We start from the raw sequence: 15,382 nt of genomic DNA, 5'->3' as shown, positions 1-15,382 counted from the left end.
TAGCGCCACTGCCCCAGTTAAGCCCGTTTCCTACCCCTTGGGAGAACCCGCAACTGAGCCAGGCATCGGGGAGCATTAGCCATTCCCGCCAATTGCCCGTATTTTCGCCGGCGACAACGAAGCTGTACATCATGCCCGGTTACCATCCCCAGGATATCGAGAAGAAGTGGCAAGCCCACTGGAAAGAGCACAATACCTTCAAGGCTGAAAACCAGCCGGATAAGCCCAAATACTACGTGCTGGATATGTTTCCCTACCCCTCCGGGGCCGGGCTGCACGTAGGCCACCCGCTGGGCTACATTGCCTCCGATATTGTGTCGCGCTACAAGCGCCTGCAGGGGTTTAACGTACTGCATCCCATGGGTTTCGACTCGTTTGGCCTCCCCGCCGAGCAGTACGCCATCCAGACAGGCCAGCACCCAGCCATTACCACCGAGCAGAACATCGACACCTACATCCGGCAGCTTAACTCCCTGGGCTTCAGCTACGACTGGAGCCGCGAGGTACGTACCTCCGACCCACAATACTACAAGTGGACGCAGTGGATTTTCCTGAAGCTGTTTAATAGCTGGTACAACCTCGATACCGACAGCGCCGAGCCGCTGAAAACCCTGCTCGATAAGTTTGCCGAGAACGGCAGCCAGGGCGTACGTGCTGCCGGCGACGAGGAAGAGCGCCACGATTTCACAGCCGGCCAGTGGCAGATGTGGAGCGAGAAGCAGAAGCTTCAGGCGGTGCACCCCTACCGACTAGCTTATCAGTCAGACACCTATGTCAACTGGTGCGCCGGCCTGGGCACGGTGCTTTCCAACGATGAGGTGAAAGATGGCCTTTCGGAGCGCGGCGGGTTCCCCGTGGAACGTCGGTTGATGCCGCAGTGGAACCTTCGCATTACTGCTTACGCCGACCGTTTGCTTCAGGGCCTCGATACCATCGACTGGCCCGAAGCCGTGAAGGAGATGCAGCGCAACTGGATTGGCAAGAGCATTGGGGCTGAGGTGAGCTTCTCGGTGCAGGGCCACAAGCAGGCGCAGATTAAGGTGTACACCACCCGCGTAGATACCATTTACGGCGCCACTTTCCTGGTGCTGGCGCCTGAGCACGAGTTGGTTAAAGAACTGACCACGCCCGAGCAGCAGGAAACGATTCAGGAATACATTGACGCCACCAAGCGCCGCTCGGAGCGTGACCGGATGGCCGATACTAAAACTGTATCGGGCGCTTTCACCGGTGCTTACGCCCTGAACCCCTTCACCAACGAGCCCATCCAGATCTGGATTGCCGACTACGTGCTGGCTGGCTACGGCACCGGCGCCGTGATGGCCGTGCCTTCGGGCGACCAGCGCGACTACGTATTTGCCAAACACTTCAACCTGCCTATCGTGCGGGTAGTTGACCAACAGCAGATTGAGGAGCAGGCCGACCCCACCAAGGAAGGCACCTACCTGCACGGCCTCATCCAGGGCATGGGCTACAAGGAAGCTACCCAGGTTCTCATTCAGCAGCTGGAAGAGCGCGGCATCGGCAAGGGCAAGGTGAACTTCCGCATCCGCGACGCCATCTTCGGCCGGCAGCGCTACTGGGGCGAGCCCATCCCGATTTACTATAAGGACGGCGTGGCCTACGGCGTCGCTGAGGCCGACCTACCCCTGGTACTCCCGGAAATCGACGAGTACAAGCCCACTGAAACCGGCGAGCCGCCCCTGGCCCGCGCCAAGGACTGGAAGTACAAGGGCCAGTACGACTACGAGCTGAGCACCATGCCCGGCTGGGCTGGCTCCTCGTGGTACTTCCTGCGCTACATGGACCCCGAAAACCAGGAGCGGTTCGTGGGTCAGGAGGCTGAGCAGTACTGGCAGCAGGTAGATTTATATCTAGGTGGTGCAGAGCATGCTACGGGCCACTTGCTCTACTCCCGCTTCTGGCACCTCTTCCTCAAGGACCTCGGCCTGGTAACCGCCAATGAGCCCTTCCAAAAGCTCATCAACCAGGGCATGATCCTGGGCCGCTCAAACTTTGTGTACCGGTTGAATTTGGCCTATAGCCAAGCGGACGAGAATGGGCAGCTTCAAAAGGTAAGTGGCCCTAACGTATTTGTGTCTAGAAGCATCTACGATGAAATACGTGATGTTTCACTAGAAGAAGCATTGCAGAGCAAAAGAGGCCCTCTTCGCACCAAACTTCGTGAAGTTCTTCGGAACCTCACCCCCGGCTCATCAGACTCCAACAGCTTCGCCAGCGTTGGATTTGGAAGTCCTGCTTTTACGCCTCTTCACGTTGACGTGAACATCGTGGAGAACGATGTGCTCGACATTGACGCCTTCAAAAACTGGCGCGAGGAGTACGCCAACGCGGAGTTTATCCTCGAAGACAATGGCACCTATGTGTGCGGCGTCGAGGTAGAGAAGATGTCGAAGTCGAAGTACAACGTGGTGAACCCCGATACGCTCATTGAGAAGTTTGGAGCGGATGCGTTGCGTTTGTACGAGATGTTCCTCGGGCCGCTGGAGCAGTTCAAGCCCTGGAACACCAATGGCATGAGCGGGGTAGCAGGCTTCCTCAAGAAGCTCTGGCGCCTCTATCACCCCCAGGACGGCGACTTCGCCGTAACCGACGAAACGCCGAAACCTGCTGAGCTGAAGGCCTTGCACAAGGCCATCAAGAAGGTAGAAGAAGACATCGAGAAGTTCTCGTTCAACACCACCGTCAGCGCCCTGATGATTACAGTGAACGAGCTGACGGCCCTGAACACGCACAACCGCGCCGTTCTCGAGCCGCTAGTGGTGCTCATTTCTCCCTACGCCCCGCACTTGGCCGAGGAGCTATGGCAGAAGCTCGGTCATGAAGCTGGCTCCATCAGCTCGGCTTCCTACCCCGAGTTCCGGGAGGAATACTTGGTGGAAGATACCGTGAACTACCCGGTAGCCATCAACGGCAAGGTGCGCGAGCAGCTGCAATTCCCGGCCACCGCTACCGCCGCCGAAATAGAGGCAGCCGTACGTGCCACCGACATTTTGGCCCGCTACGCCGAAGGCAAAGAAGCCAAGAAGGTAATTGTAGTGCCCGGCCGCATGGTGAACGTGGTAGTGTAACCCCTACCCTCATTGGTTAAAACAAAGGCCTGCCGGATTTCTCTGGTGGGCCTTTTAGTTTCTAGCTAGAGCTAGAAAGTTAGTTCCCCTCCTCAGATGAGGAGGGGTTAGGGGTGGTTGACTACTCGTTGAACGTTATTTAGCTTCTAGCTCTAGTATCGTTCGACCATTCATCAACCACCCCTAACCCCTCCTCATCTGAGGAGGGGAACTAACTTTCTAGCTTTAGTTTCTAATACGCCGCCGTGAAGCGTTGGCGGATGTGCTTGGGGTGTTCTACCTCGTCGAGGAGGGCAATGGCCAGGTCTTCAGCGGAGAGGACGCTGCGGCCTTCTTCGTTGAAGACGGGGCTTTCAGTGCCGAGGCGGTAGTGCCCGGTGCGGCCCGTGGTGATACCCTGGTGCATCTCAATGGCGGGGCTGAAGAACGTCCAGTCCAGCGTATCGTTCTGCTTGAGCTCGGTGAGGTAGTCGCGGGCGGCGGTGGCGCCGGGCTTGATGTTGGCCGGAAACTCCGGGCCATCCACCAACTGCTGGCCGTTGATGTAGAGGCTGCCCGCGCCGCCAATGGCTATCAGGCGCTTCACCCCCGATTTTTCGGTGGCCGCTTGAATGTTGCGGGAGCCCTGCAGGAAATCCTCGTACAGGTTGGGGTTGGTCCAGCCAGCGTTAAAGGAGCTTAGCACTACGTCGTGGCCGGCCAGCTGCTGGGCCAGCTCGTCCACCTGGTTTACGTCGCCGGTTACTACCGTCAGGTTTTCGTGTTGCTCGGTGAGTTTGGCGGGGTCGCGCACGATGGCCGTTACCTGATGACCGCGGTTGAGGGCTTCGCGCAGCAGTTTCGGACCAACAAAGCCGGTAGCACCAATGAGGGCAATTTTCATGGGGTAGGTAAGTGAAGTGAGAAACGGAAACTGGCTGTAACTATCATTGTTACAGTTCAGGGCAAAAAAATTTAATTTTTCAGGTTTTCCTGCGACATGATTTCGGTGGTGACTTGTTGCAGGGTGACACCGGCCAATACCTGTTCCAGCGCGTTTTGAGCGCGCTGCAGGGTAGCATCGAGCGCCGACTGAATATTGCGGCCTACCAAGCAGGCCTGCAGGGGCTTGTCATGAACGCTGAACAGCTGTCCTTCCCCTACTACCTCTACCGCCCGGTACACATCGAGCAGAGAAATGGCCGCCGGTTGGCGCGTCAGGAAGGTGCCGCCCGAAGCAGGACGCACTTCCACCAGCCCCGCCTTTTTGAGCTGCCCTAGTAAGCGCCGTATCACAACGGGGTTGGTATTCACGCTCCCCGCCATCCGTTCTGAGGTCAGCAATACGTCATCTTCCTGCTGCAAGGCCAGCAGGGAAAGAACGTGTACGGCGACGGAGAAACGGCTGCTAATCTGCATGATGGATGGTAAGCGGCATCTTCGCCTTGGTAATTGCTACCGCGCGGCGGGGCAACTATATAGCTGTAACCACAATAGTTACAGCAAGGTTTTGAGCAAGCTGAAAAGCTCACGAAAAAGCAGTAGGCACTTGTTATAATCAATACCAAGCCCACCTGTCATCCTGAGCGCAGCGAAGGACCTTATCACGCCAGAACAGGTCGCCTTTCGCCTCATGCAGACGTGGTAAGGTCCTTCGCTACGCTCAGGATGGCACTAATCTTTCTTCCTATCTATATTTCCGAAGACGACTCCCCTTCCTGCTCAGCAGCGGCCAGCTCCTCTCGCTGTTTCCGGGGTAGGGAAGCGCGGACCAAGTCGTAGGAATGATCAATCAGCTCGCGCAACTGCCGGCCGGGAATGCCTGTACCCATGAGCACGGTATTCCAGTGCTTCTTATTCATGTGGAAACCAGGTAGCACGTAGTCGTGCTGCTCGCGCAGTTCCTGGGCCCGCTCCGGGTCACACTTCAGGTTAATGCTGCCGAAGGTGTTGATGTCGGTAAGAGCGAACACCTTGCCTCCTACTTTAAATACCAGCGTGTCAGGCCCAAAGGGGGTTTCTTCGGTGACGCCGGCTTTCAGCAGGCAGTAGTCGCGGAAGTCTTCAATGTTCATGGCCGCTAAGTAAACGCATCCACGCAAAAAAGACCGCCGGGCTGGAGAGAGGAGCCGGGCGGTCTTCTAGTAGAAAGGCTGGCAACTAGCGGAGAAACCAGCGGTAGAGCAGAATGATAAAGCCCACCAGGAACATGGCCATGCTCAGCTTATTGATGAAGTGCATGGTGCGCAGGTTGAAATTGGTGTGGCGGGTAGGATCGGGCTTGCGGAAGAAGTAACCGAGAGCCGGACCGAAGTTAAACAGGTCTTTGCGCATGATGGGAGTGCTGTCTGGTACGCTTTAATAACATCCGCCGGGGCAGAAAGATTTACAATCCGCAAGATATTCATTCGCCTATATCGAGGGTCGAAAGAAGGGCATTGTCCTTCCGAGCGGAGCGAGGAATCTGGGCTAGCCTAACAGTAGATTGACCCAGATTCTTCGCTCCGCTCGGAAGGACAACGGTTTGACTAGCCCTACCGAAACAGCGACTCGATCCGCTGCTGATTATTCTGACTCACGATTTTGCGCTTCACTTTCATAGTGGGCGTCAGCTCACCCGACTCTACGCTCCAGAGGGTGGGTAGCAGGGCTACTTTCTTGATTTGCTCCCACTGGGCGAAGGCCGCGTTGGCCTGCTGCACGAGCTGCTCGTAGAGCTGCTGCACCTGGGTGTGGGCGGCTAGGGCGGCGTCGGAGAGGTCAGTGGGCAGGTTGTGACTTTTGGCCCAGGCCCGCAGCTCGGCAAAGGCTGGCACCAACAGAGCCGCCGCGTACTTCTCTCCCTCGCCCACTACCATCACCTGCTCCACCAGCGGCGACTCCGAAATCTTGGACTCCAAGGGCTGCGGGGCCACGTACTTACCGTTGGAGGTCTTGAACATCTCCTTTTTGCGGTCCGTGATTTTGAGGAATATACCCTGGATAAACTCGCCGATGTCGCCGGTATGCAGCCAGCCTTCGGCGTCTATGACCTCGGCCGTGAGGTCGGGGCGGTTGTAGTAGCCCTGCATCACGGAGGGCGAGCGGGTCAGGATTTCCCCATCGGGGGCAATTTTTACCTCCACTCCGGGAATGACAGGGCCTACTGCCCCGATAAAGTTACCTTCCGCTACGGGCTGGGAAGCGGCAATTACGGGCGAGGTTTCCGTCATGCCGTAGCCTTCCATTACAGGGATGCCTGCGGCCCAAAACACCCGCGCCAGGCGCGGCTGCAGGGCCCCACCCCCGCTCACGATGTAGCGCACCTGCCCGCCTAATGCTTCGCGCCACTTACTGAATACCAGCTTGTTGGCCAGCGCCAGCTGGGTGTTGTACCAGAAGCCCTGGTCCTTCTGCGTATCGTAGCGCAGGCCCAGATTCAGGGCCCAGAAGAACAGCTTTTTCTTGGCGCCGGCCAGCTTCTGGCCCTGGGCTACAATCTTGTCGTAGATTTTTTCGAGCAGGCGGGGCACGGTGGTAAATACCTGGGGCTGCACCTCGCGTAGGTTGTCGGCAATGCGCTCTACGCTCTCGGCGTACCACACGCTAAAGCCCAACAGCAGGTAGAGGTAGGTGGCGGTGCGCTCGAAAATATGGCTGAGTGGGAGAAAGCTCAACGCCTTCTGGCCTGCCGACATGGGCAGGTAGCCGGTCAGGTTCTCGCAGTTGTACAAGATGTTGCGGTGGCTGAGCATTACGCCCTTGGGCCGACCGGTAGTGCCGGAGGTGTAAATCAGGGTGAGCAGGTCATCGGGCTGCACAGCAGCTTTCAGGGCCTCCAGTTCCGCCGGGTTTTCGCCCTGGCCCAGCGCCAGCAGCTCACCAAAATGTGCCACCCCCTCCAGCTTGTCGAAGGTGAAGATGTGCTCGGGGCCGTGCGCCAGGCCCGCCACGGCCTGCTGCACCCGGGCCAGCAGCTTTTTATCCTGCACCAGCACCACGCGCACGCCCGCATCCTGAAAAATATGGCGGTAGTCCTCCACCGTAATGGTAGGGTACATGGGCACACTCACGGCCCCCAGCTGAGCAATGCCTAAGTCAGCAATGACCCACTCGGGGCGATTGGCGGAAATAATAGCCACTTTATCGCCGCGCCCAATGCCGAGCTGGCGCAACCCCAGGCTAACGTGGTTGCTCAGCTCCTGCACGCGGGTGGTGCTCAGGGGCTGCCAGGTGCCGGCTTTCTTTTCAACCAGACAATCGGCCTGGGGCGAGGTAGCAATAAGGTGGGGTAGCAGGTCGAAGGTGCGGCGGATTTCCATGCAAAAGCAAACGAGCAAGGGCTACAGTTGGATTCCTTGCTCCCGCAAAAATAGCCTGTTTGAGCCGCTGCAAGGGGGTAGCCCATAATTTTACCACTGGCCTAGCGGCAACTCACTTCAAGCCTGATAGCTGCGCTTGTTGGTGTCCGCAACGCCAGGCAGACCTTCTGTGTCTCTACCTCTACCTAACTTCCCTACCCCATGAAACATTTGCTACTCCCCTGCCTGCTGGCTGCCGCTGCCCCAGCCTTCGCCCAAAAGCCCGCCAACGAAACAGAGGCGGTGAAGCGCACCATCCAGACCTTTTTTGAGGGCATGCGCAAGGGCGACAGCACCATGGTACGGGCCACGCTGGCGCCCGGCGCCGTGTTTCATACTATCAGTACCAAAGGCGGCCAAATCCAGCTACGGCCCGATAATCCGGCGAGCTTCGTGAAGATGGTGGGCACCCCGCACCAGGAGGTCTATGATGAGCGCATCACCTTTGATAAAGTGCTGATTGATGCTAACCTGGCCAGCGTCTGGACGCCCTACGAGTTCTACCTGGGCAACACCTTCAGCCACTGCGGCTACAACTCGTTTCAGCTGGTAAAGCTGGCCGACGGCTGGAAAATTGCTCACGTCATCGACACGCGCCGCAAGGAGAAGTGCAAGTAGGAATAGACAAGGAATATGGGTTCGTCATGAGACGCTTACCCATATTCCTCGTCTATGCTTAATGTGCAGAATACTCGAAACAAAAGCTGAAAAGAAGGCTCAGAAAGCTGGTATGCGCTTTACTGGTGTGTCATCTACTTTCCAGCAATCCAGCTCATATAGCTCACCAGCCTGATCTAAATACAGCGACACCAGAACCGGAACGCCATCTGCGTCGAGGAATTGGGTAGTGGCTAGCTGCTGGCCGAGGCGCCGATTAGGGGTAGCGCTGAAGAAGCGGAGGCTGCTAGTTGCGCCGGCTGACGCCTCCGTAACCTGTACCGTATGCAGGGCCGCCAGCAGGTGCTCGGCTTCCGGGGCTCCGCGCAGCAGATAAATCAGCAGGCCAAGTTCTGGTAGATGTAGAGGGCGCTGGTGCATGCTTTCTGGGCCGGCTTCTAATCTTTCGCAGAAGGTTGGGCCAGAAGAATATACGCATAGTTCTCTGCCACGGCCCTACCCCTCCGAAACCGGTGAACCCTGCCGCTGCTGCAGGTTGGCTAGCGCCACGATATCCGGCACTTCCAGCACCTTGCGCAGATACCCATGTTGGGCCACCCGCAGCATGGCCTGCCCCACTTCGGCCAGCGTGGAAACGTACTTGGGCGTTACGGCCCGCAGCACCGGGTACAGCCAGTCGAAATACTTGTAGTATGACAGCACGTGCTGCTGGCCCGGCGTGGCCTTCATAAAGCCCGGCCGGAACATATAGGCATCCTGAAAACCGAGCTGTAGCAGGGCGTTTTCAGTTTCTCCTTTCACACGCGCCCACATCTGCCGGCTCTTCAGGGTGCCATCGGTGCCGGCGCCCGACACGTAGCAGAAGGTTAAACCGGGGTTGCGGGGTAGCAGCGTTTGGGCAAAGTGCAGGGTCAGGTCGTAGGTAAGACGGCGGTACTCTGGCTCCTTCATCCCCATCGACGACACGCCCAAACAGAAAAAGCAGGCGTTGTAGCCCGCCAGTTGGTCCTGAATAGGCGTGAGGTCCTGGAAATCAGCGTGCAGGATTTCCCGCAGCTTCGGGTGCTGCCGTCCGCTGGGCTTGCGGCTCACGGACAGCACTTGCTCTACCTCCGGGTTGTTCAAACATTCCAGCAGCACACCCTCGCCCACCATGCCGGTCGTGCCGGTGATGATTACTCGTAGTTTCATGGTGGGGAGGACGGATAAGCGGCGCGGATGTTTTAGGCGGCAGGGAATAGCAGGTTTAATTGTTGAAATACAATCCCGCAGACATTGGCATCAACCTCATCAAAACCTTCTATATCAGTAATATCTATTCCTCCTACTGCGGTGATTTCACCAGTCAATGAAGAAATAGCTTTCAGCTCCAGTGCCGCAAGACCTTCCCAGTCGGGTGTTTTTAGGTGTGCCCGGAAGAAAGACTGATAGTTTGTGTAATAAGTATCCGATGGCTTTAGGGTGCCGCCAATTACCCCCATCGAAACATCTACCACTTTTGCTTCGATAGTTCCTAAGAGGGCCGGACCAGCAAACAGCTGAATTTTAAGGCTCATCTACAAAAGAATAATAAAAGTGACTTTGTATGTCAATCTCCTTCCGCCAGCAAGCCACAAGGCACCTGCGCTGCCTGTTGAAGAAGCGCCAAGAACGCAACCTGCGTGCCTAGGCTCACGGCCGTTGCAGGCAACTGACGCAACTGCTGTTGTTTGCTGATAATCAAATCATTACCCCAACGAAATTTACCATAGTAATCAAGCCGTGATTCTATAATTCCAGCAGCTTGCAGTTCGACAAACATCTCGTATTCAATACCGCCAATACGCTCCAGCGTTAAGCCTTTGCTCGAAAGGTTCTGGCTGTCGGGAATCAAATAAAAATCCAGCATAGATATGCTCAGTTAGCAAAAAACGGGATTGGACCCTGCAGCCCAATCCCGTTTTCGTCAGGTTGCTTCCTCATTTACCCCACCACCGGCTCTTCCAGCAGCACGGGCTCGATCCAGCGGCCATCCTCGCGCATTAGCTCAATCAGCTCATCTACTGCGCGTTCTTCGGGCACGGATTTCTTGATGACTTCCTGGCCGCGGTAGAGGGCAATTTTGCCTTTGCCCACACCCACGTAGCCGTAGTCGGCATCAGCCATTTCGCCAGGACCGTTCACGATGCAGCCCATGATGCCGATTTTCACGCCCTTGAGGTGGTCGGTGCGCTTGCGAATCATGGCGGTGGTTTCCTGCAGATCAAACAGGGTACGGCCGCAGCTGGGGCAACTGATGTACTCCGTTTTGCTCATGCGGGTGCGCGCCGCCTGCAGGATGCCGAAGGAGAGCTGGTTGAATTGATCGATGACCTGGAGCCACTCGGCTTTGGGGCGCTCCGGCAGCAGCTCCGTGCTGAGCACTACCCCGTCGCCGAGGCCGTCGAGGAGCAGACCGCCTACGTCGGTGGCGGCGTAGAGCTGGGTTTGCTCGGGCGTGAGAGCCGGATACTGGCGGTTGATGAGTACAGGGTTCGTGACGCCGCTATGAATCAGCCGGAAGAAGGCACGCCGGATTTCCGGCATGGCGTGGGCGTTATCGGTGTGCAGGATGAGTACGGCCGTAGCATCGGCGCGCAGTTGTTCCAGGGCCGCGGGTGTCAGTGAAGCCAGATTCTGGAATACGAAGTTCAGCTCCGGGTGCCAGGCGCCGGCCGCGGCGTACTCGGCCGGCGTGAGCACGGGGTAGTGCTCGGGGCGCTGGCCGCCATCTAGCCAAGCCGTGTAATCGACTACCTCTTTCAGGCCGTTGGGCAACATGAATGGAATTGGCCGCTGGCCCGAGTACACGTAGTCGGCCCCGAGGTCGTTCATCTGGAACTTGTCGAGGAAGGCCGAGTAGAGGTGGCCGGCGGCGCGCAGGTCGGCGTACTCCAGGCCCGGCAGGCGCGAGAGGTCGGCCATTACCCGCGGCACGTTTTGTCCGCCCAAGTTCATCACCTCGCGCGTAACGCGGCGGTGGTACTGGAAGGGATCAATTGGCAACAGAGCGGCGTCGTTGCTGATTAGCTCGGGCTTGAACTCGTGCGCCCCGGCCGTAGCTCCCGAAGTAAAGTCTTCGGTTAGTGGGGCAATAGATTTGGCCTGCTGGGCGCGGGTAGTGTAGCGGTCAATCAGGGCGCGGGCCACGGGGGCTTCGGCTTCCGGCGCTTCGGTGAGCGACACGCGCACGGTGTCGCCGAGGCCGTCTTCCAGCAGGGTGCCAATGCCCACGGCCGACTTGATGCGGCCGTCTTCGGCCTCGCCGGCTTCGGTTACGCCCAGGTGCAGGGGGTAGGGCTGCAGACCTTCTTCATCGAGCTTCTGCACCAGCAGGCGGTAGGCCTGCACCATCACCTGGGTGTTGCTGGCCTTCATGCTCAAGACCACGTTGTAGTAGTTTTCCTCCTCGCAGAGGCGCAGAAACTCCAACGCCGACTCCACCATGCCCAGCGGGGTATCGCCGTAGCGGCTCAGGATGCGGTCCGAGAGGGAGCCGTGGTTGGTGCCGATGCGCATGGCCGTGCCGTACTGCTTGCAGATTTGCACCAAGGGCCGAAACCGCTCCCGGATGCGCTCCACCTCGGCGGCGTAGGTAGCATCGGTGTACTCAATAACGTCGAACTTCTTTTTGTCGGCGTAGTTGCCGGGGTTCACGCGCACCTTCTCCACGATGCGGGCGGCCAGCTCCGCAGCGTTGGGCGTGAAGTGGATGTCGGCAATAAGGGGCACGTTGCAACCGCGCTTGCGCAGCTCCTTTTTGATTTCCAGCAGGTTCTGGGCCTCCTTTACACTGGGGGCCGTAATGCGCACGTACTCGCAGCCGGCCTCTACCATGCGCAGGGTTTGCTCCACCGAGCCCAGCGTATCCATAGTGTCCACGGTAGTCATGCTCTGCACCCGAATGGGGTTGAGCCCGCCCATGGGCAGGTCGCCGAGCTGGACTTCGCGGGACAAACGGCGCTTATATTCGGTGAGGCTGGGGCAATAGATCTTATTCATAACCCGATGGGGAGGCTTTTTCAGAGGAATAACAAAGGTAAGCAAGGATTGTGCTCAACATAGGGGTAGGAAATGACACGGCTCATTCAACGCCAAGACGCGAAGAGCCTTTATACTCGTTTAGCTAGCCGCAACTTCTGGCTGGCTCAACTGTCTTTACTATAACTCCTACCCTTTTATCATGAACCAACTGAAATTTCTTGTGCTGGCCGCTGCCTTCCTCCTCCTAGCGTTGCCCGGACAGGCTCAGAAAGTGGACGTTATTAAGCTGCCAGAGCTGCAGAAGCGCCTGAGCCGCTCCACTGACACGACCTACGTAGTGAATTTCTGGGCCACCTGGTGCGCCCCCTGTGTGAAGGAGCTGCCCCACTTCGACCAGCTCACGACTACCTACGCCAAGCAGAAAGTAAAAGTGCTGCTGGTGAGCATGGACTACGCCTCCCAGCTCGACAAAAAAGTAAAACCCTTTGTGCAGAAGCGGGGTCTGAAATCGGAAGTGGTGCTACTCAATGAAACCGACCCGAACACTTATCTTGACAAGGTAGATACCAAATGGACCGGGGCCCTGCCGTTTACCATCATCCTGAACAACGCTAAGCGCAAGCGCGCCACGTTTGAGCAGGAAATGTCGGCCGAGGAGCTGCAAAAGCAGCTGCAGGCGTTCGTGAAATAACTGTCATTCCAATGCAGGAGGAACCTGGGTTTCCTTCAACAGCTTACTCCAGATTCCTCCTGCATTGGAATGACACCCTAAACCTTCCTTCTTCACTTTTTCCAGTCATCTTATGAAAAAGCTTCTTCCTTTTCTGGCGACTTGCCTGGTGCTGGCCCTGAGCAGCTTCATCATGCTTCGGCCGGTGGCCGAGGGCTACCAAGTGGGTGATAAAGCCACCGACTTCAAGCTCAAGAACGTGGACGGCAAGATGGTGTCTTTGGCCGATATCAAGGCCGCCAAAGGCTACATCGTGGTATTCACCTGCAACACCTGTCCCTACGCCAAAGCCTATGAGCAGCGCATCATCGACCTAAACACCAAGTACGCGGCTCAGGGCTACCCCGTGGTAGCTATCAACCCCAACGACCCCGCCGTAGCCCCCGGCGACTCCTTCGCCGACATGCAGAAGCGGGCCAAGGACAAGAAGTACGCCTTCCCCTACCTCCAGGACGAAACCCAGCAGGTAGCCAAGCAGTACGGCGCTACCCGCACGCCCCACCTCTACGTGCTCACCCGCCAGGGCAACGACTTTGTGGTGAGCTACATCGGGGCCATTGATGACAACTCCGAGGACGCCAAGCTGGTGAAGACCAAGTACCTGGAAAATGCCATGACCGACATCATAGCCGGTAAGCCCGCCTCGGTAAACTCTACCAAAGCCATTGGCTGCACCATCAAGTGGAAGCGGGCCTAGCCTCGTTTGCCATTACTAACCATTAAAAAGCCCGCTAGGTAGCGGGCTTTTTAATGTACACAAGTGACGAGTTACGCCGTTTCTCCGGCCCGCGTGAACACGCCGCCCAGCGTGTCGGTGCTGACGCCGGGGGCTTCGTCGAGGGCGGCGTTGATCATGGCCTGGGCCACCACGCGGGCATGAATGGGGCGGTAGGCCCGCAGCGGAGGCACTGCCCCTACCACCGAAGCCAGCACCAACCCTATTTTCTCGCCCAGCCGCACCTGTTGGCGGCCGCCGGCCAGCACCCCGGGCTGCAGAATCCGGATGCGCTGGAACGGCAGGCGCTTGATATCACGCTCCAACTCGCCCTTCATCCGATTGTAAAACACAAAAGAGTCGGCATCAGCTCCGGCCGAGGAAACCAGCACGAAGGCTGACACGCCGTTGGCAGCAGCAGCCTGGGCCGTGCGGTACTGATACGTGTAATCGACCTTGTACTGAGCCTCCTGGCTGCCGGCCTGGCGCAGGGTAGTACCTAGCGTGGAGAACAACACGTCGCCGGTCAGGGCCTCGCTCCAGGCCTGGGGCTGGTCGAAATTCACTACGTGTTCCTCCAGCTTAGCGCTCTGGTAGCCCGTGGGGCGGCGGACAAACACTTTCAGACGATCAAACCGCTCATCGAGCAGTAGTTGCCGGAGCAGGTGGTCGCCAACCAGTCCGGTGGCGCCGATAAGCAGAGCAGTAGGCATACAAAAGAAAAATAGGAGGTTGGCGAAGCAGAAAGCCGCTTTGCAGAAGCTCAACGCTTCTGCCGCATGCCGGGTTATATGGGGTAGCGGCACACGCAGCGCGCCAACAGCCCTTCCTAACCGGGCACTGTCAGCACAATTTTGCCGATGTGGGCGCTGCTTTCCAGTAGGCGGTGGGCATCGGCGGCCTGGGTTAGCGGCAGAGTGGCATGAATAATGGGCCGCACGCTGCCGGCCGCCAGCAGGGGCCAGACGTGGCGCTCCACTTCCGTGGTCAGGGCGGCCTTAAACTCGGCGGAGCGGGGCCGCAGGGTGCTGCCCGTAATGGTCAGGCGGCGGGCCATTACTTCCAGGGCGTTGAAGGCCGCGGTGCTACCCTGCATGGCATTGATAAACACCAGCCGGCCGTCGTCGCGGAGCAGGCGCAGGTTTTTGGGCGTGTAGTCGCCGCCAATCATATCCAGCACCACATCTACCCCACCGACTTCGGCCAGCACCTCTTCAAAGTCCTCTTCTTTATAATTGATGGCCCACTCGGCCCCCAGGGCGCGTACAGCGGCACATTTCTCGGCGGAGCCGGCGGTAGCAGCTACCCGGCTGCCCAGGGCGCGGGCCAGTTGCACGGCCGTGACGCCAATGCCGCTGCCGCCGCCGTGCACCAACAGCGTTTCGCCGCGCTGCAGCTGCCCCCGCTCAAAAACGTTATGCCACACCGTAAATACCGTTTCAGGCAGACTGGCGGCCTGGGTTGGGGTCCAGCCGGTGGGCAGGGGTAGGCAATGGCGGGCATCCACAGCGGCATACTCGGCGTAGCCGCCCTGGGCCAGCAGGGCGCACACCGCGTCGCCGGGCTGCCACCGGGTTACGGCCGCGCCGCACTGGGCTACCGTGCCCGCTACCTCCAGGCCCGGCACCAGGCCGCTTACGTCTCCGCTGCCGCGGTACTTGCCCTGGCGCAGCAGCACATCGGGCCGGTTTACGCCGGCGGCGGCTACTTTAATCAACACTTCGTGCGGAGCCGGCGCGGGCTGGGGCAGCTGGCGCAGCTCCAGCACTTCGGGGCCGCCGGGCTGGGTAATAACAATGGCGTTCATGGGTCGAAAAAGACAGGGACACGAAAGTAACGAGCCAGTACGCCGGAAGTTTGATGGGTGGGCCTTGGCTAATACCTTGCCTTCTTACCCTTCCCTGGT

Annotated in this window: 16 protein-coding genes; 4 read left to right on the top strand and 12 right to left on the bottom strand. The window is 58.3% G+C overall.

What is annotated here, in order from left to right; translation table 11 throughout:
* Positions 1 to 131: 131 nt before the first annotated feature.
* Positions 132 to 3,092 carry a leucine--tRNA ligase gene (locus tag FGZ14_RS04535; RefSeq protein ID WP_139921656.1) on the top strand — a complete coding sequence of 987 codons (2,961 nt, stop codon included), beginning with the start codon at positions 132 to 134 and terminating at the stop codon, positions 3,090 to 3,092.
* A 232-nt stretch (positions 3,093 to 3,324) separates the two neighbouring features.
* Here the strand turns inward: FGZ14_RS04535 and FGZ14_RS04530 are convergent, their stop codons facing one another.
* The 5 genes from FGZ14_RS04530 to FGZ14_RS04515 all read right to left on the bottom strand — a co-directional run bounded on the left by FGZ14_RS04530 (position 3,325) and on the right by FGZ14_RS04515 (position 7,372).
* Entirely contained in the window at positions 3,325 to 3,975 is a 651-nt protein-coding gene (locus FGZ14_RS04530; RefSeq protein WP_139921654.1) for an NAD(P)-dependent oxidoreductase, read from the bottom strand.
* Between the two features lie 71 nt (positions 3,976 to 4,046).
* Positions 4,047 to 4,490, bottom strand: coding sequence for an Rrf2 family transcriptional regulator (locus tag FGZ14_RS04525; protein WP_139921652.1), 444 nt, complete (start codon positions 4,488 to 4,490; stop codon positions 4,047 to 4,049).
* Between the two features lie 272 nt (positions 4,491 to 4,762).
* Positions 4,763 to 5,146 carry an MmcQ/YjbR family DNA-binding protein gene (locus FGZ14_RS04520; RefSeq protein WP_139921650.1) on the bottom strand — a complete coding sequence of 128 codons (384 nt, stop codon included), beginning with the start codon at positions 5,144 to 5,146 and terminating at the stop codon, positions 4,763 to 4,765.
* Positions 5,147 to 5,231: 85 nt separating this feature from the next.
* Entirely contained in the window at positions 5,232 to 5,405 is a 174-nt protein-coding gene (locus FGZ14_RS21675) for a DUF6728 family protein (protein WP_180754489.1), read from the bottom strand.
* 200 nt (positions 5,406 to 5,605) lie between these two features.
* Positions 5,606 to 7,372, bottom strand: a complete 1,767-nt coding sequence (locus tag FGZ14_RS04515) for a long-chain fatty acid--CoA ligase (protein ID WP_139921648.1) — start codon at positions 7,370 to 7,372, stop codon at positions 5,606 to 5,608.
* A 201-nt stretch (positions 7,373 to 7,573) separates the two neighbouring features.
* Here FGZ14_RS04515 and FGZ14_RS04510 point away from each other — a divergent pair, with 201 nt between their 5' ends.
* Positions 7,574 to 8,029, top strand: coding sequence for a nuclear transport factor 2 family protein (locus tag FGZ14_RS04510; RefSeq protein WP_139921646.1), 456 nt, complete (start codon positions 7,574 to 7,576; stop codon positions 8,027 to 8,029).
* Positions 8,030 to 8,128: 99 nt separating this feature from the next.
* Here the strand turns inward: FGZ14_RS04510 and FGZ14_RS04505 are convergent, their stop codons facing one another.
* From FGZ14_RS04505 to ispG, 5 genes are all read right to left on the bottom strand, one after another.
* Entirely contained in the window at positions 8,129 to 8,449 is a 321-nt protein-coding gene (locus tag FGZ14_RS04505) for a hypothetical protein (RefSeq protein WP_139921644.1), read from the bottom strand.
* 75 nt (positions 8,450 to 8,524) lie between these two features.
* Positions 8,525 to 9,220: an epimerase gene (locus FGZ14_RS04500; protein ID WP_139921642.1), complete on the bottom strand. Its 696-nt coding sequence runs from the start codon at positions 9,218 to 9,220 to the stop codon at positions 8,525 to 8,527.
* Between the two features lie 32 nt (positions 9,221 to 9,252).
* Positions 9,253 to 9,585: a hypothetical protein gene (locus FGZ14_RS04495; RefSeq protein WP_139921640.1), complete on the bottom strand. Its 333-nt coding sequence runs from the start codon at positions 9,583 to 9,585 to the stop codon at positions 9,253 to 9,255.
* 32 nt (positions 9,586 to 9,617) lie between these two features.
* Positions 9,618 to 9,917, bottom strand: a complete 300-nt coding sequence (locus tag FGZ14_RS04490; RefSeq protein WP_139921638.1) for a hypothetical protein — start codon at positions 9,915 to 9,917, stop codon at positions 9,618 to 9,620.
* Between the two features lie 74 nt (positions 9,918 to 9,991).
* Positions 9,992 to 12,049, bottom strand: a complete 2,058-nt coding sequence (gene ispG / locus FGZ14_RS04485) for a (E)-4-hydroxy-3-methylbut-2-enyl-diphosphate synthase (RefSeq protein WP_139921635.1) — start codon at positions 12,047 to 12,049, stop codon at positions 9,992 to 9,994.
* Between the two features lie 181 nt (positions 12,050 to 12,230).
* Here ispG and FGZ14_RS04480 point away from each other — a divergent pair, with 181 nt between their 5' ends.
* Positions 12,231 to 12,722: a TlpA disulfide reductase family protein gene (locus FGZ14_RS04480; RefSeq protein WP_139921634.1), complete on the top strand. Its 492-nt coding sequence runs from the start codon at positions 12,231 to 12,233 to the stop codon at positions 12,720 to 12,722.
* 112 nt (positions 12,723 to 12,834) lie between these two features.
* Positions 12,835 to 13,458, top strand: coding sequence for a thioredoxin family protein (locus FGZ14_RS04475; protein WP_139921632.1), 624 nt, complete (start codon positions 12,835 to 12,837; stop codon positions 13,456 to 13,458).
* A 71-nt stretch (positions 13,459 to 13,529) separates the two neighbouring features.
* Here FGZ14_RS04475 and FGZ14_RS04470 read toward each other — a convergent pair whose 3' ends face one another.
* Positions 13,530 to 14,189 carry an NAD(P)H-binding protein gene (locus tag FGZ14_RS04470; RefSeq protein WP_139921631.1) on the bottom strand — a complete coding sequence of 220 codons (660 nt, stop codon included), beginning with the start codon at positions 14,187 to 14,189 and terminating at the stop codon, positions 13,530 to 13,532.
* Positions 14,190 to 14,305: 116 nt separating this feature from the next.
* The gene (locus FGZ14_RS04465) at positions 14,306 to 15,283 is read right to left on the bottom strand and encodes an NAD(P)H-quinone oxidoreductase (protein ID WP_139921629.1); all 978 of its coding nucleotides are present in this window, start codon (positions 15,281 to 15,283) and stop codon (positions 14,306 to 14,308) included.
* Positions 15,284 to 15,382: the final 99 nt, after the last annotated feature.

The organism is Hymenobacter sp. DG01 (assembly GCF_006352025.1).
Taxonomy (GTDB): Bacteria; Bacteroidota; Bacteroidia; order Cytophagales; family Hymenobacteraceae; genus Hymenobacter.
Note: the sequence above shows the minus strand (reverse complement) of the source record. Positions and strands in the feature narration are given on the sequence as shown.

What these genes read in the sequence shown, in the direction of transcription:
- FGZ14_RS04535 (WP_139921656.1), top strand. Translation starts at nt 132, where the DNA reads ATGCCCGGTTACCATCCCCAGGATATCGAGAAGAAGTGGCAAGCCCAC.
- FGZ14_RS04530 (WP_139921654.1), bottom strand. Translation starts at nt 3,975, where the DNA reads ATGAAAATTGCCCTCATTGGTGCTACCGGCTTTGTTGGTCCGAAACTG.
- FGZ14_RS04525 (WP_139921652.1), bottom strand. Translation starts at nt 4,490, where the DNA reads ATGCAGATTAGCAGCCGTTTCTCCGTCGCCGTACACGTTCTTTCCCTG.
- FGZ14_RS04520 (WP_139921650.1), bottom strand. Translation starts at nt 5,146, where the DNA reads ATGAACATTGAAGACTTCCGCGACTACTGCCTGCTGAAAGCCGGCGTC.
- FGZ14_RS21675 (WP_180754489.1), bottom strand. Translation starts at nt 5,405, where the DNA reads ATGCGCAAAGACCTGTTTAACTTCGGTCCGGCTCTCGGTTACTTCTTC.
- FGZ14_RS04515 (WP_139921648.1), bottom strand. Translation starts at nt 7,372, where the DNA reads ATGGAAATCCGCCGCACCTTCGACCTGCTACCCCACCTTATTGCTACC.
- FGZ14_RS04510 (WP_139921646.1), top strand. Translation starts at nt 7,574, where the DNA reads ATGAAACATTTGCTACTCCCCTGCCTGCTGGCTGCCGCTGCCCCAGCC.
- FGZ14_RS04505 (WP_139921644.1), bottom strand. Translation starts at nt 8,449, where the DNA reads ATGCACCAGCGCCCTCTACATCTACCAGAACTTGGCCTGCTGATTTAT.
- FGZ14_RS04500 (WP_139921642.1), bottom strand. Translation starts at nt 9,220, where the DNA reads ATGAAACTACGAGTAATCATCACCGGCACGACCGGCATGGTGGGCGAG.
- FGZ14_RS04495 (WP_139921640.1), bottom strand. Translation starts at nt 9,585, where the DNA reads ATGAGCCTTAAAATTCAGCTGTTTGCTGGTCCGGCCCTCTTAGGAACT.
- FGZ14_RS04490 (WP_139921638.1), bottom strand. Translation starts at nt 9,917, where the DNA reads ATGCTGGATTTTTATTTGATTCCCGACAGCCAGAACCTTTCGAGCAAA.
- ispG (WP_139921635.1), bottom strand. Translation starts at nt 12,049, where the DNA reads ATGAATAAGATCTATTGCCCCAGCCTCACCGAATATAAGCGCCGTTTG.
- FGZ14_RS04480 (WP_139921634.1), top strand. Translation starts at nt 12,231, where the DNA reads ATGAACCAACTGAAATTTCTTGTGCTGGCCGCTGCCTTCCTCCTCCTA.
- FGZ14_RS04475 (WP_139921632.1), top strand. Translation starts at nt 12,835, where the DNA reads ATGAAAAAGCTTCTTCCTTTTCTGGCGACTTGCCTGGTGCTGGCCCTG.
- FGZ14_RS04470 (WP_139921631.1), bottom strand. Translation starts at nt 14,189, where the DNA reads ATGCCTACTGCTCTGCTTATCGGCGCCACCGGACTGGTTGGCGACCAC.
- FGZ14_RS04465 (WP_139921629.1), bottom strand. Translation starts at nt 15,283, where the DNA reads ATGAACGCCATTGTTATTACCCAGCCCGGCGGCCCCGAAGTGCTGGAG.